This window comes from Wolbachia endosymbiont (group B) of Scrobipalpa ocellatella (assembly GCF_964188425.1).
Classification (GTDB): domain Bacteria; phylum Pseudomonadota; class Alphaproteobacteria; order Rickettsiales; family Anaplasmataceae; genus Wolbachia.
The window spans coordinates 740,855-756,717 of record NZ_OZ077190.1; the positions used below are offsets into that span (position 1 = coordinate 740,855).

Sequence of the window (15,863 nt, forward strand, 5' to 3'; positions counted from 1 at the left end):
TGTATAAGAATCAAATGAATTAGATATTAAAACCAATCTTCAGAAAAGAGATTTACGGTAAAATAATCAAGTATGAATATTAAAATATAGGGGGTTTTATGTTAGGTAAAGGAAATAAAGGAGAACGAGTAGCAGATGATCGAATTGATTATGTAGATGATGAGTCAACAATAGGAGCAAAAGGAGGTCTTGATCATGAAGATAGATTATCTAGTGGAGAACTTCAGTGTGGACCAAGTCAAGAGAGTCTTGGAGTAACAAGATCTTCATCTATAAGCAGCGGTAGTGTATGGTATAGCGCATCGAATGATACAGCCAATGTTATAAGTCTTACAGATAATGAAGTAGTGGAAAAAGCAACTTTTTTTGTTAAGACTTTTGTTAAAGAATTCGAGGAAAAATTATCTAAATATTTTGAGGAGGCAGAACCAGATTCAAATATACAAAAAATAAGTAAAGTTTCAGCCAGCTTTAATTCTATTTTGAATAATACTATTCCAGCAAGTCCACTAAAATTATTTAGTGTTAAAGTTAATGAGAGTATCAATTATTGTGTTATAGGAAAACAGCATAAGAAAAGAGCGAAAAATATTTTTACAATAATTATACCTTGCTACAAAGCTGAAATGAGAGAGATTTTAGTAAAAGCTGGCTTAGAAATTTTTCACAGGTTTGAGGAACCATTCATAAAGGTTGTAGATATCAATCCCTCTTTTTATCATAGGAGAGTTAAGAAGTTAGCAATAGATGCTGTACATAGAACAATGAATTACCTTTTAACTTCTGAGGAACAAGACTTTTCTGTTGATCTTATAACACAAGGTGTTGTTCTAGATAAGTCAAAAAAGAAAGGATATTTTACGCGTCCTGGATATGAAATAAAAGATGAGCAAGGTGGTGAAAGTTTAGTAACCTCAGAATTGTATGAATGGGTAGGAATAAAGAAAAAAGAAGAAGATGAAACTGTTAATTATTATCAATATAATTCTGAGGAACATAATCTAGAGGAATATAGATGTGCTGAAAAATACGGCTATCGGCTTCCCTTTGAATGGGAGTTAAGAAAGTGGGAAGAGGTAAAACAAAAGTATGTATCCATTAAAGCACCCATAGAAGGATATGTGTATATTTTAAATGATGAAAAAAAAGAAGAATTAGCTCGTTTTATATTAAAGGAGATTAATGGACAAGATCCTGTGAAAAGGAAAGATATAGAAGATGTAAAAGAACATCTTAGAAAACAAGATGAAGATAGGCGTCAATTTTCCTATAGTTTTGGCAAGACACCAGAAAATTTCATTGAAAGAAAAGAGGTGGTAAAAAATTTGAACCTAAGGTTACACAGTAGTAGTCAAGAAGTAAAAATGTCACGAGTAGTCTTAATTAGTGGGAAGTCTGGAATAGGGAAAAGCGAACTTGCTAGAGGCTATGGGTTTAGTGAAAGGCGTAAGGGTACTTGGGCAAGGATTATGTGGATAGATGCCTCGTCATATAACAAGCTTTCAAATTCATTTCATGGGTTGGCTGAAAGGTTAGGGATTTCTAGAAAAAGTGAGCAAAGGAGAGAGAGAAACATTAAATCTATTGTCGAGGATGTATATGAGTATCTTCAAGACACAAAAAGTTTGTTTGTTTTCGATGATGCTAGTAGTTATAAGGAGATTGAAAATTTTTTGCCATCAAGCTTTCCTGTTTTTTCTAATAGAGAAAAACCTTACGTTTTAATTACTTCTCCTAACAAGAATTGGAAAGAAGAAATAGAAGATATAGAAGAAATAAAGTTGGGTAATTTAAAAAAAGAAGAAGCCGAGGAATTTACTCGAAAAGCCTTAGGGGAAGATGAATCACAAGGTAAATCTATATCAGAGTTAATAGAAGAGTTTAATTGTTTTCCATTAGATTTGAAAGCAGCAACATCATGCATTAAACAAAAAGGTCTTAGTATTAGAGAATATCTGGAGGAATATAGAGTAGCTCAGCAATCAAAAACTGATTTTTTGGAGACACAAGTTGTTAATAAAAAATCTTTTAAAGCTTTGAAGGTTAACATTGATAAAATAAAAGAAGAAAAAAATGTTGGACAGCAAGCATATGTTATTTTAGTATTCATGGCTTACCTGGACCCTAATCAAATTAATACAAAAGAAATTTTTTTCAAGAGGGAATCAAAAGAAAATCAACAAAGGGTTTTGAATGCACTTGATCTACTTAATCAGTTCTCATTGATTGGATTAGAGAAAGGGATAGCAAAAATTCATCAAGAAGTACAAAAAATTATAAGGTTAGAGCAAAGAAAAGAAAAAAGAGAAGAAGAATTTTTAAGAAAAATAATGACATCATTGATGAATAATAACTGTAAAAATGTAAGCCATATCATATCCATTTGGAATTATGCAAGTGAATATAAAAAGTTAGTTAATGAATTTATTGAATCTGATTATTATGGAATGAATATCTTACATTTTCTGGCCATAGATGATAATGAAGAAGTTATTAAGCTTATATTCGAGAATGTAGATCTAAGTAAATTAAGTAAAATTGTTAATATCGGTGATAAAGATGGATCTACTCCTTTAGAATATGCTGTTATATATGGTCATTTAGCGTTAGTTAAATACTTTATAGGAAAAGGGGCTAATTTTAAGGTAAGTGATGACCCGAGCCTTACCCTTTTAGACTGTGCTGCTCTCCATAATCGACTAGAAATAGTTAGGTATTTTATTGATAACGAACATTTTCAGTTTGATAGTACTGTTTTATACTATGCTATTGAAAATAATTGCTTAGAGGTCGTTAGATACTTTATAGAGGAAGAAGAGATTTGTATAAATTTACAAGATGGAGAAGGTAAAGGTTATTTGCACTATGCTGTTGAACATAATTCCTTGGAGATTTTTGAGTACCTTCTAGCGTACGGGGCTACAGTAGATTTACAGGATGAGGATGGTATGACTCCTTTGCATTTTGCTGCTATGTATGGTTACCTAGGAATTGTTCGCTACCTCGTAGAGCATGGGGCTGATATAAATTTACAGGATAAGAATGGTATGACTCCTTTGCATTTTGCTGCTATGTATGGTTACCTAGGAATTGTTCGCTACCTCGTAGAGCATGGGGCTGATATAAATTTACAGAATGAAGATCATACGACTCCTTTGCACTTTGCTGATATATATGGTCACTCAAGCACTGTTCGCTACCTTGTAATGAATAACGTTAATACGAATCTAGAGGATATTAGTAATAATATTTCTCAGAACTACGATGTTAAGTTTCATTGCTACGACAGCGCTAGGTCCCTTTTTTCTTTAGAACAAGGAGCTAATGTGAAACTTGAACTCAACGATGATTTGTACCATTATACTAACAATTATTACCCAAGTAGTATTTGTTGCTATCAACCTCAATCTACTGTGTACTCAGCTCCAGACTTAAAAACACAATCACATAAAAGAAACCTAGAGACATTTGATGAACATACACTACCTAAAAAAAGAAAATTAAAAAATATAAGTGAAGCATTGCAATTTGAAGATAAAAGCACAGTTAACTTAACTCATAGGTCACCTATATCTTCATTTAACAGCGTCTCTGTACAACCTGCAAACAAGGACTTAAGACTATAATTTTACAGTAAGCTATTTAATTTTATGAGGGGAATTTCAAAAAAACAGAGAAATAAAGTAATAAATTGATATAAATTCGCGTAGAACAAGTGGTAGACCATACGATTCCAAAGAAAACACTTCTCACAGCCCTTGATTTTGGCTGCTGAAAGTAGATATATCGTTTAAATTCTTAACAAAAAGATATACTAAATTAGTAATAATTTATTTAGGAATAGTAAAGAAAAGTCAAGCAAACTTTTAGAGATAATTTATGCCACAACTAGAAGAAACGAAATCAACAGAACTTTTGGATGCTGTTAGAACACTAAATATGAAGGAAATTGTGAGATTGATAGAAGCTGGAGCAGATATTAATGCAAAAGATAAGAATGAACGAACTCCTTTGCATGCTGCTGCTGAACATTCCTCTACAAAGGCAGTAAAAGTTCTAATAGAAGCTGGAGCAGATATTAATGCAAAAGATAAGAATGAACGAACTCCTTTGCATATAGCTGCTGTAAAGGGTTATACAGAGATAGTAAAAGTTCTAATAGACTTAGGAGCAGATATTAATGCAAAAGATAAGAATAAAAAAACTCCTTTGCATCGGGCTACTGAAATAGGCTTTACAGATATTTGTGAGGTTATACTAAATCACATAGCAAGACTAGAAGTTGCTGGCTTATATGTAAGTGAGGAAAATTTACAAAAGAAAAATGAATTTATAACCACTTCAACCGAGAGGTATAACAATTATTTACAGCATCTTAAAAATTGTGAAGAAGAAGTTAAAAAGATTAAAGAAAGAAATAAGTCACTATATGACTTTTTGAGGGAAAATGACGTTAATAAAATGGCTGGCATATGGGAGCAAAATGAAAACGTACGTAATGAATTTGATAATGAAGAGAATTTAAAAAAGCTATATCCAGAATATGCACATATTTTAATTAATAAGGCTGATGAAGTAAAAAAAGAAATTTTCCTGCACAATAATAAACCATTGGTGGATTTTCTATCAACACATTATAGATATGATTTTCAAAAGGCGAAATTCTTTGGCATGGAGAGATTTTTTGAGGTGCACAAAAATGACTTTAAAGAAGAAAGAGTAGGAGTCCGAAATAATACACTATTTTACTTTGTAGACTTTAATGTTGAAAAGAGGTACGCTCCTAAACTAAAATTACAGGCGTTTGTAGAGACAATTGGAAACGAGGGTGTAAACAGCAATCTTCATCACCCAAACACTGAACAAACTCAAGGAGCTAGTCAGTCTCTTAATTAAAGAGGGATACATGGAAACCTGCTGCAAAAACAAAAAGAGGTGTTTCTCACTTGTATAAAGTATTTTTAAACGTGATTTTTTAATATCATAATTACTATGAAAACTGGGGCTTTCCTTTTGCAGCAGTTCTTGAGTTCCAGCAACAGACCAATCCATCCCAAAACGAACTCTTCTCTCACTAGCCGGTTTTAGTTGTTGGGAATGGTTGTTTTATTTAAATTTTTAGTAATATATACTATTAAGTCAGTATTAATTCGTTAAGAACTTTCATTAAAGATTATCAAAAAAACTTCTAAATAGGGATTGACAAGTTTTAGAGATGGAGTATTTTATGAAAAGTATATTGAGCTATTAATTTTTTATGTACAATAAATATGATAGTGAAAATATTTTTCTTTATATTATGAGGTAGCTGTTTTATTCAGAAAAAGATTTTTTTCTTACTTTGAAATTGAGTTGTTTTTATGGAGGGTTAAATGATTAATGAATTATTTGCTACTGTACGTAGTGGAGATGCCAATCAAGTTGCGGATCTTATCAATAAAGGGGCTGATGTTAATGCCAGGGGCAATAATGGCAATACCCCTCTGCACTTAGCTGCTCTTGCAGATGAATTACAGGTAGCAGAAAAGCTTATAGAGGGAGGGGCTGATGTTAATGCTAAGAACAATCACGATGCTACTCCTCTGCACTGGGCTGCTCTTAACCAGCGCTGCAGTATAGTAGAAAAGCTTATAGAGAAAGGGGCTAATGTTAATGAGCAGAATAAATACAATAATACCCCTCTGCACTATGCTGCAGGTTATGGTAGCTTAAGTGTAATAGAAAAGCTTATAGAGGAAGGGGCTGATGTTAATGCTAAGAACAATAATGGCAGTACTCCTTTGCACTTGGCTACTAAAAATGATCACTTAGATGTATTAGAAAAGCTCATAGAGAAAGGAGCTAATATTAATGAAAGAAACAAATATGGTAATACCCCTTTACACTGGGCTGCAAGTTATGGTAGGTTAGATGTAGTAAAAGAGCTTATAAACAAAGGAGCTGATATTGATGCTAAGAACAATAATGGCAATACTCCTTTGCATTGGGCTGTTAAAAGCAGTCATTTAGAAGTAGCTAAATTTCTTATAAGTAAACATGCTGACGTTAACGCTAAAAATAAAGATAGTTGGACATCTTTGCACTTTGCAGCTGCTTATGGTAATTTAAATATAGTTAAGCTCATTCTTGATAAAAGTGATTATGTTGATGCTAGAGGAGCTTTAGCCATGGCAAATACGCTTAATGAAGAAAACAGCTTAGAAATACGAAACCTTCTAGAGGAAAGAATAAGGAAAAATGAAGAAACTACACAACATTTTATAAGACATAGGCGTCATCGATACTCACAAGAGGAAGGCAGTTCTCTATCAATAGGTGTCCATAATCGCCGTAGTATTGTAAAAGAAGATGAAAATTCATTGCAAAATGATAAAATAGGAGTTACAAGCGGAGCAAGCAAGCCATCTTCATGGATCAATATTTTTGCTTACACTACAGTAGATACTGTTAAAGGTGTTTTTCAGTTTATTTCTTCTCCTTTTAAGGCAGCTATAAGTATGGAACCTTCTAAAGCTATTACAGTTCAAGGTATTGATAACAACGGTGTACTTCTTTTATTAGATGTATTTATAAGGAAAATCACAGGTCAGAAGTATATTTCCACAGTAGTTCAGTCTATATCACCATTAGAAGCACAGGGCTATGCATTAAATATTATAGAGGAATTTGAGAAAGTAGTAGAACAAGCTGCATTAAAAAGTGGGGTATCAATGCATCGGTTAAATATTGATTGTGTAGAAATGCAGAAAGAGGTTACTGCAAAAATCACGGGTGGTAAGTTTAATGAGATTTCAGGATTTTTAAACTCATATGTAGAGCAAGCATGCCACGATAGAGAAACAGGTAAGTTAAGTCCAAAGAAGTTTAACAAATTTATGGTTGTATTTAATAAGGAACTAGATTTAATAGTAAATCAATCAATAGAGCAGATATTACACAATAGAGATAGTACATTAGAAGTTGAAGAACAGCAAATAAACTTAGAGCCTCAAAGTTATTTAAGTAATACTTCTGTTCAAGGTCATTTAATTCAGGATAGAGGTTTAATAAATCAAGGTAAGGCTTAATTCCTTAGCTTTTTGATTTCATCTAGTAAAAGGTTGGTAATTTGATCTTATAACATCAATGGGCACACTAGCCTTTGTTTTGTATGCATTCAACCAATGTGTGACTATTACGCCACCTAAAAAAATAATCATACACTGTCTTCCATAGAGGAAAATCTTTTGCTCTACTGGCAAATACCTTTCATTATGTATTGTATAACATTAATAATTGTTCTTATTTTGTGCTTTCTTGGCCACACCTTGTGCAACTCTTGGCTCAAGAAATTTCCATTCTTTGTCACTTACATCACCTGGTATATATTTTTTACTGATCCTATCATATTATCTTCCTGATTTCCTTTCAAGATATGTTCTAAAAAGTAGAATCCGTTCAGCAGGGTGACAAAATAAGATAGAAAAGACAGCCATAGAAATAAATGCTGTCATCCCCTGTCATCCCAGTACTTGACACTGGAATGACACCATTTTTGCTTCGATATTTACACATTAGCCATGCATCTGAACGGATACAAAAGTAGAATTTAGAATTCTATCTAAAAGGATACCGAAAAAGAGCAGGAGTCCTATCTGGGAATTATTTTTAAATATGGACATGCATTGATTAGAATCGTCTGGATTGAAATTTTTGTGTTGGTGGTGAAATATGAATCCTATGGCAAGTAAAGCAATATAAAAGATGTTATTTAATGATGATAGTATACCAGCGTACAACCATGCCATTAAGGATATTAAATAAAATCTTTTCAACCAAGATTTTGTTGTATTGCCAAAATATAATGCAGTAGATTTCATTCCTAATTTCTCATCATCTTTTTTATCTTGATGAGCGTATATAGTATCATAACTAAGCGTCCAAAAGACGCATCCTATATAAAATAGCAAGGATTCTATGCTAATCTGGTTTGTTATTGCTGCTGAACCCATGAGTGATCCCATGTTGAAAGTAAACCCTAAAAACAATTGTGGCCACCAAACGTAACGCTTTAGCAAGGGGTAGATAACTATCATGCACATTGAAATTATTCCAAGTATAAGAGTAGTTTTATTGGTTAATAATAAGATTACCAGGGCAATAGACAGTAACAGTGAAAGTAAAGCCAAAGCCTGCTTTATGTTTAATGCACCACTTGCAAGTGGCCTATATTTTGTTCGTTCAACGTGCGCATCTATTTCTCTATCGAAGATATCATTGATTATGCACCCTGCGGGTCTCATTAAAAATGCACCTATAGTAAACAAAACAAGGAGAAAAAGAGCCTGATACGATAGAGAAGTTGAGGCTAAAAGAATGCCGCTTAAGCTAGAAAATAGCACAAGCCACAAACCTGTTAAACTGTGTATTCTCATTAATGAGAAATAATGGTTGAAATACATTAATTAAGTGTGATTATGTAATATTTTGCTTACATTGACAAAATTATCGAATGCTAAATCAGGCTTAAAAACTAACTCAGGTATAAATCGCAAATCAACATAACACAATATAGATTTACGTATTGACCATGCAGATTGGTTCATTTCATTAACAACAGTGCTGATATCATCATTATCATTTTGGATGTTTAATGAAGATAACACAATATATACATCTGCTTTCTTCAAATCTTTGCTTAGCTTTACATCAGATACTACTACTTTTTCATTAAGAACATTACCTTCCATTAAGACTTTTGATATTGCCCTATGTAATACCGATGCTACTTTTAGGTTTCTAATTTCCTTTTTCATATTCAACTACTATAACGTCCTTTCTTCTTGCACTAATTGATAAGCTTCCAAAATGTCTCCAACTTTAATATCGATATTACCCTCTAGCGATATTCCGCATTCAAAATTTACACCCACTTCTTTAACGTCATCTTTAAATCTACGTAGTGCTTTTAACTTTCCTTCATGCACCAATTTGCTGCCACGTACTACCTTAATTAGAGAATCTTTTTTTATAACTCCATCAGTGACATAACATCCGATGATATTACCGGCTTTGGATGAATTAAATATTTGCCTTACAGATGCAGAACCAACACGAACCTCTCGTGTAACAGGCTTTAACATTTTAGTTAGATACATCCTCATGTCTTCAATAAGCTCATATATTATATTGTAAGTATGTATTTCTATACCTTTTTGTTTTGCTAATTCTCTGATTTTTGAATCCACTTTTACATTAAAAGCTAAAATTACTGCGCTTGATGCTTCTGCAAGCAGCACATCTGAATCTGTTACTCCTCCTACTGCTTTGTGTAGAATATTTAATTTCACTTGATCTTTACCAAGCTTATCAATTGAGCTTGATATTGCTTCAATAGAACCAGTGACATCGCACTTTAAAACTACAGATAGTTCTTCTGTTTCACTATCATTACGACTGAATATATCTAAATTACTGTCGTCTAAATCTTCTTGCTTTTTCTTGATTAATTCTAACCTGTATTCAACAATTTCACGAGCCTGCCTTTCAGAGTTTACAACAACAAATTTATCTCCAGCATTTGGTACACCATTTAAACCAGTAACTTCAACTGGAGTAGAAGGTAGTGACGCTTTTTCTCTTTGACCAAGGTGATTAACCATACTGCGTACTTTGCTGTATGTTGTACCAACTATCAATATGTCACCAATCTTTAATGTTCCTTCTTCAACTATTAATGTAGCTGATATTCCTTTAGCTTTATCTATTTTGGACTCTATTACCCATCCAAGTGCTCGACAATCCTCTATTCCTTCTAGCGTCATTAATTCAGCAATTAATAAAATTGCCTCTTCTAGTTTATCTAAGTTGATTTTCTTTTTTGCTGATACTGGCACAATTATAACATCACCACCAAGTTCTTCGGGGATGAGGTCATACTGAGGCAAACTATTAATTATTCTTTCTACATCGCCAGGTTGTGATTTATCAATTTTATTAATGGCAACTATAATAGAGACATTTGCTGCTTTTGCATGGTTTATTGCTTCAACTGTTTGTTTCATGATTCCATCATCAGCTGCAACTACTATCACAACTATATTAGTAATATTGGCACCACGTGCACGCATTGCAGTAAACGCCTCATGCCCTGGTGTATCAATGAAAGTAATTTTTTGCTTATTTTTTGTCGTTAATTGATAAGCACCTATATGTTGAGTGATGCCACCTGACTCTCTTTCTGCAACATTGGATTCACGAAATGCATCAAGCAATGATGTTTTACCATGATCCACATGTCCCATAAAAGTAACGATAGGTGGTTTTGGTCTTTTAGGTAAGTTTTCTCTGTTGCTTATGAAGAGTAAATTCTTTTCTTTATCAGCATCACTTACTCGTTTAGCCGTATGATTAAATTTTTTTGCTATTTCGCATGCTATATCTGGATCTACTAGATCATCTACTCTATAGCTCTCCCCAACTTCTTCTTTGAGCATTTTTAGCACATTCTTGCTATCTTCTGCCATACGAATAGATAACTCCCTGATAGTTATTTTGTCTGGTATAATAACTTCTCTTGATATATTTTTACCCTTAGTAAACTTTGATTGTTTACTTCTTATACCAAATTTTTGCTTAAATACAGGGAGGTATTCATTTCTTTCATCTATTGCCTGTGTAATTACTAGCTTAGAATGCTTAGAGTATATATCTTTGCTAGCTTTAAAAGACTTTTTATCATTGTTCTCATATTCAATACTATCTTCTTTTTGTTCAACTGAGTTAGTATTACTTAAAACTTCCTTATTTATTTCTTTAGGTACAGAGTGTGATTCATTTTTATCTTCAGCTTCTTGATTGCTTTCTTCTTTTTTTATTTTCTCTTCTTGTTCTCTCTGATTCCTTTCTTTCAGCAAAGTAGCATTCTGTACAGCATTAATGCGGGAAATTTGTTCTTTTTCAGTTAAAGAGCCTAATTTACTCTCGTCAAATAAACTATATTCTTCTGCAGAATGAATTTTTCTTCTTTTTTTTACTATTGTAGTACCAGTACTTTGACTATCTAAAGAGTTTAAATTAATGTCTAATTTAAGCTTGCTTAAGCCTTGTAGGGTTAATTTTTTATTACTGATATCTTCATTATTCATATTGTTTTTATATTAATCCAAGCTTTTTACGTGCTTCTATGATTATTAAATCTGCTGTATCTTTTAGATTGTCTTTATTATTAGTTGAGGAAGAGAGTATGCTACAAAACTCATAATTTGATAAATCTGCTATGTCCTCTAAAGTTTTAATATTATGTTTACTAAGAGCAATTTTATTATCTATTGATAAGGCTAAGTTGATTACATCGTCTTCCATACCTAAATTTTTTAGCTCTTCTATTTTTCTATCATTCTCTGCTTTCAGGTAATTATTTGCTCTATTATGAAGTTCATTTGCAATATCTTCATTGAAGCCCTCTATTGAAGCAAGTTCCTTAATTGAAGTGTTAGATATATCTTCTACACTTGAAAAACCTTCTGTTACCAATAATTGGCCCATAATCTCTTCTAAGTTTAAAGCTTCAGCAAATAAAACTGAACATTGACTAAATTCTTTGTTTCTTCTTTCTGATTCTTGCTGAGTGCTTAATATCTCAATTTTCCATCCAACAAGCTCTGAAGCTAATCTTACATTCTGACCCTTTTTTCCTATAGCTAAACTCAATTGATCTTCAGCAACTATTAACTCTATACAATTTTCATTTTCGTCAATAATGACCTTTGATACTTCTGCAGGAGTAATGGCTTTAATAACAAATTGACCCAAATCTGATGAGTAATGTATGACGTCGATTTTTTCACCGTTTAATTCGTGTATAATAGTTTTTATTCTATCTCCTTTAACTCCAACGCAAGCACCTACTGGATCGATATTCTTATCAGATGAAAAAACAGCAACTTTAGATCTTGAACCAGCGTCTCTAGCTATACCTTTAATTGTTATCAATCCGTCAGCAACTTCTGGTACTTCTTGATTCAACAATGCCTCTAAAAAGCCTTCATGAGTCCTAGAAAGAATGATTTGACGTCCATCGTCAGAGCGCTTAACAGCCTGTATGTAAGCTTTAACCTTATCGCCTTCACGAAATGACTCACCACCAATTAAGTTTCGTAAAGGGAGGTATGCTCCAATTCCGTTTATGTCTATAATAAGATCTGAATATTCTACTTGTTTAACGATGCCATACCTCATTTCTCCTACCTTATCTTTAAATTCCTCATATTGCTTTTTTAACTCTTCATTTTTGATTATTTCAGAAATCTTTTGCTGGGCAATTCTTGCTGAAACAAGATCAGTGTTAAGAGAAATCAACTCACTAATAGTATCTCCAACTTTTGCATCTTCTTTTATTAACTTAGCTTGTGTCAACTTAATTAAGTCACACTCATTTTCATTTGATTCATCATTAATGACTTTTAGTTGTCTATATGAGGTAACTTTGCCTGTGTTTCTATCTATATTAACTACAATTTTACTTTTGCTACCATACTTTTGTTGAGCTACTGCTTCGATAGCACTTTTAAGTGCATTTATTATAATATTAAAATCCAAACCTTTTTGAAGTGAGAGCTCTCCCGCTGTTTTTATTACATCAAGGCTTCCAACTATGTTATTCTTGTTGCTTTTCTGCTTAACACTGCTTTTACGATTAGCAATCATATAAATAAATCCAATTTAATTAGTTATAATTATAGCTTCAACAGGTAAAGAACGCTATCTTAAATGTTAAATGATTGCTAATTTAAGTCAAGTTTTTTCATGTCTTTGTATGATAAGCAATGCCGGAGTAAAGAATAAAGTTAAGACCGTTGCAGCCAATATTCCACTTGCTATGGTTGCTGAAATATCAACCCACCACTGGCTTGATGGAGCATCATATGTGATTTGTAGCGTAAAAAAACTGATATTTAACCTAGTAATCATCGGTATTAAACCAAGAACTGTAGTTGCAACGGTAAGTAGTATTGGCCTGATGCGAGAAATTGAAGCGTTTATTATACATTGCTTAATGTTATTTTTGCGCACCTTAATTTGCTGATGAAAGGCATCAAGCAATAGTATATTATTATTCACTATAATTCCTGCTAAAGCAATTATCCCCACTCCACACATGACAACTACAAAAACTTTCTGAATAAGAAAGAAAATGAAAAATACACATGTTGTTGATAAAAACACTGCTGTCATTACGATAAATGTATAGTATATGTTGTTAAACTGTGCCACTAGCACCAATATCATCAATGTAATTGCTAATATAAAAGCCTTTAATAAAAATGCTCCTGATTTTTGTTGATCTTCCTTATCACCTTTGAAATCAATCTTTACTCCTTTACTACAGTCTTGAGTAATCGAATTTTGAATGAACTTAACTCTTTCATCAACAAGATAGCCAGTATCAACGTCAGCAGAGATTGTTACTGTGCGTGATCCATCAATCCTACTTAGTTTATTTGCCTTTTTTTCGGGAACGTATTTCACTATGCTACTCATAGAATATGGTCCATTTGCTGTATTAATAAAAAGGTTATCTATAGTTTTCATGTTGCGATTCTTTCTGGGAAAGCGTAGTACAATATCAATTTCTTCATCTGTGTTATTTGGTCTATATTTTCCAATTAATACTCCATTTGTAACCATCTTTATAAAATCACCGATGGTTGCAACACTTACTCCAGAGCTTGTAGCCTTACTCTTATCAATACTCATATTCCACTCTATTTCAGGTGCTGATCTACTATCTTGAATATTTATAAATCCAGATGAAGGTTGGTCCATAATTTTTAGGATTTTCTCTGCTACTGAATTCAAGTTGGATGCACTTCCGCTTAAGTTAATTTGTATTGGCTTGTCAGCTGATGGTCCTGACTTTTGTTCCTGTACATCAATTATTACTCCTTTTATGTTTTGTACACTACTCCTTATATCATTTAGTATTTGCGTAGCTTTGCGCCTGCAGCGCCAATCTACAAGTTCCAATTGAATTTTGGCAATAACGTTGTCTGAAAATTTTCCTGATCGAGCATAAAAAACATAAATTTCCTTTTCAACACCCAAAATACGTTCTTCTACTTTCTTAAGTATCAAATCTCGTTCTTTGGCTGATAAGCTTTCTTTTACTTTAACGCTGATTAAAATGTTATCTGAATCTACATTCGGAAAGAACTTTAATCCAGGACCAAAAGTAAAATATAATATACTAGACAAAAATAAAACAAACACAACAACACATACAAATTTTTTGGGGTGATCTAAGACTTTCTCTAACATACGTACATAAGTTCTTATTATAAGCCCAGTATTTTTTACCTCACCACTTTCTATAGCACTCATTCTTATTATTTCTTTTTTTGAAGTTATTGAAGGTTTACCAAATATTGCACCAAGCGTTGGTATAAAAACCAAAGCCATAATTAGCGATCCAGTTAAAGTTAGAATTATTGTAATTGGTATGTACTGCATAAATTTACCGACTGTATCGGGCCAGAGTAACAGAGGGAAAAACACTGCTAATTTAGTCAATGTTGATGATAAAACTGGATAAAACATATCATGAACTGAGGTGCAAAAGGCTTCTACTTTATCCATGCCACAAATCATCTTTCTATCAGCATATTCGCTGATTACAATTGCATCATCAACCAGCATGCCAACTGCCATAATTAAACTGAAGAGCACAACTATATTTAGAGTAATACCCATGAGGTAAAGAGCCATTATTCCTATTAGAAAGGAGCCAGGTATTGATAGTGCAACAAGAATAGCAGCCCTTGTTCCCATAAAGAGCATTATTATGGTTAATATTAGTAATACGGCAAATATTATACCATTTTCCAAGTCGTCAAGCACATCACGTACATTTTTTGACTGGTCATTCAAATAAACTACTTTTAAATTTTCAGGTAATTGATCTTTTGCTTTGTCCATTAAGTATTTTACTTGATTTACCGTGTCTATTATGTTTTTTCCATTACGTTTTGAAATTTCTAGTACAATGCTAGGTAGTCCATTAATACGAGCAAATCCTTGGTGATCCTCAAACCCAAGGTATACTTTTGCTATATCTTTGATTCTCAAAACTGCATCACTTTGAGATCTAATAGGAATATTCATAATATCTTCTATGTCTTTTAATAACCCTGATATTTTAATCGAATATTTACCGGTATCATTTTCTAGTGATCCGGCTCCTACCAATCTGTTGTTGTTTGATATAGCTTGAAATATCTCATTTGATTGAATGTTATATTTTGTTAGAACTGTGGGCTCAATTATAACTTCCACTGTTTCTTTACGCATACCTGCTACTTCAACTTTAAGAACATTTGGCAGAGATTCTATTTCTTTCTTTAGTTTGCGTGCTATTTCAGTTAAAGTTCTTTCCGGCAAATTACCAATCAAGCCAACGTTTAGTATCGGAAATAAGCTCAAGTCTATTTCATTGATTATCGGAGATTCTGCTTCAATAGGTAATTTTGATTTTATGTTTAAAAGCTTTGAACGGACATTATCGAGCACTTCTTTATTATTATACTCTGTTCTAAATTCGATTATCATGTGAGCACCATCATTAGTTGCAAAAGCTCTCAATTCTTTTACACCTTCGATGGATCTTAGTTCATTTTCTATAGGAAGCACTAATAGCTTTTCACTATCCTCGACAGAAATACCAGGAAACCCGACAAATACACTAATTATAGGAATCTGTATATCAGGATTGCTTTCTCTTGGCATCTTTATATAAGTGTATGAGCCGAAGGTAAAAATCACGATAAGCAATAATATTACTGTTCTATTCCTCTCTACAAGTAAGCTTTTCATGCCAAACATTATAC

At 32.7% G+C, this 15,863-nt stretch carries 8 protein-coding genes; 3 read left to right on the forward strand and 5 right to left on the reverse strand.

Annotation, left to right across the window (positions count from 1 at the left end; all coding sequences use genetic code 11):
- Nucleotides 1-98: 98 nt before the first annotated feature.
- The 3 genes from AB3210_RS03420 to AB3210_RS03430 all read left to right on the forward strand — a co-directional run bounded on the left by AB3210_RS03420 (nt 99) and on the right by AB3210_RS03430 (nt 7,067).
- A complete protein-coding gene (locus tag AB3210_RS03420; protein ID WP_096097160.1) occupies nt 99-3,626 on the forward strand; it encodes an ankyrin repeat domain-containing protein in 3,528 nt (1,175 codons plus the stop codon).
- A gap of 253 nt (nt 3,627-3,879) precedes the next feature.
- Complete coding sequence (locus AB3210_RS03425) at nt 3,880-4,896, forward strand: ankyrin repeat domain-containing protein (RefSeq protein WP_230609100.1); 1,017 nt, start codon at nt 3,880-3,882, stop codon at nt 4,894-4,896.
- A 476-nt stretch (nt 4,897-5,372) separates the two neighbouring features.
- Nucleotides 5,373-7,067, forward strand: a complete 1,695-nt coding sequence (locus AB3210_RS03430; RefSeq protein ID WP_096097158.1) for an ankyrin repeat domain-containing protein — start codon at nt 5,373-5,375, stop codon at nt 7,065-7,067.
- A gap of 486 nt (nt 7,068-7,553) precedes the next feature.
- Here AB3210_RS03430 and ubiA read toward each other — a convergent pair whose 3' ends face one another.
- From ubiA to AB3210_RS03455, 5 genes are all read right to left on the reverse strand, one after another.
- Nucleotides 7,554-8,441 (reverse strand): 4-hydroxybenzoate octaprenyltransferase, encoded by an 888-nt coding sequence (gene ubiA / locus AB3210_RS03435; protein WP_007302787.1) that lies wholly within the window; start codon nt 8,439-8,441, stop codon nt 7,554-7,556.
- Nucleotides 8,442-8,444: 3 nt separating this feature from the next.
- Nucleotides 8,445-8,795 carry a ribosome-binding factor A gene (locus AB3210_RS03440; protein WP_006015187.1) on the reverse strand — a complete coding sequence of 117 codons (351 nt, stop codon included), beginning with the start codon at nt 8,793-8,795 and terminating at the stop codon, nt 8,445-8,447.
- A 9-nt stretch (nt 8,796-8,804) separates the two neighbouring features.
- On the reverse strand, nt 8,805-11,126 hold the full coding sequence (infB, locus tag AB3210_RS03445) for a translation initiation factor IF-2 (RefSeq protein ID WP_052264741.1): 2,322 nt from the start codon (nt 11,124-11,126) through the stop codon (nt 8,805-8,807).
- 7 nt (nt 11,127-11,133) lie between these two features.
- Nucleotides 11,134-12,687 (reverse strand): transcription termination factor NusA, encoded by a 1,554-nt coding sequence (gene nusA, locus AB3210_RS03450; RefSeq protein ID WP_010407241.1) that lies wholly within the window; start codon nt 12,685-12,687, stop codon nt 11,134-11,136.
- A gap of 87 nt (nt 12,688-12,774) precedes the next feature.
- A complete protein-coding gene (locus AB3210_RS03455) occupies nt 12,775-15,849 on the reverse strand; it encodes an efflux RND transporter permease subunit (RefSeq protein WP_179943645.1) in 3,075 nt (1,024 codons plus the stop codon).
- Nucleotides 15,850-15,863: the final 14 nt, after the last annotated feature.

What these genes read in the sequence shown, in the direction of transcription:
- AB3210_RS03420 (WP_096097160.1), top strand. Translation starts at nt 99, where the DNA reads ATGTTAGGTAAAGGAAATAAAGGAGAACGAGTAGCAGATGATCGAATT.
- infB (WP_052264741.1), bottom strand. Translation starts at nt 11,126, where the DNA reads ATGAATAATGAAGATATCAGTAATAAAAAATTAACCCTACAAGGCTTA.
- AB3210_RS03455 (WP_179943645.1), bottom strand. Translation starts at nt 15,849, where the DNA reads ATGAAAAGCTTACTTGTAGAGAGGAATAGAACAGTAATATTATTGCTT.
- AB3210_RS03440 (WP_006015187.1), bottom strand. Translation starts at nt 8,795, where the DNA reads ATGAAAAAGGAAATTAGAAACCTAAAAGTAGCATCGGTATTACATAGG.
- AB3210_RS03430 (WP_096097158.1), top strand. Translation starts at nt 5,373, where the DNA reads ATGATTAATGAATTATTTGCTACTGTACGTAGTGGAGATGCCAATCAA.
- nusA (WP_010407241.1), bottom strand. Translation starts at nt 12,687, where the DNA reads ATGATTGCTAATCGTAAAAGCAGTGTTAAGCAGAAAAGCAACAAGAAT.
- ubiA (WP_007302787.1), bottom strand. Translation starts at nt 8,441, where the DNA reads ATGTATTTCAACCATTATTTCTCATTAATGAGAATACACAGTTTAACA.
- AB3210_RS03425 (WP_230609100.1), top strand. Translation starts at nt 3,880, where the DNA reads ATGCCACAACTAGAAGAAACGAAATCAACAGAACTTTTGGATGCTGTT.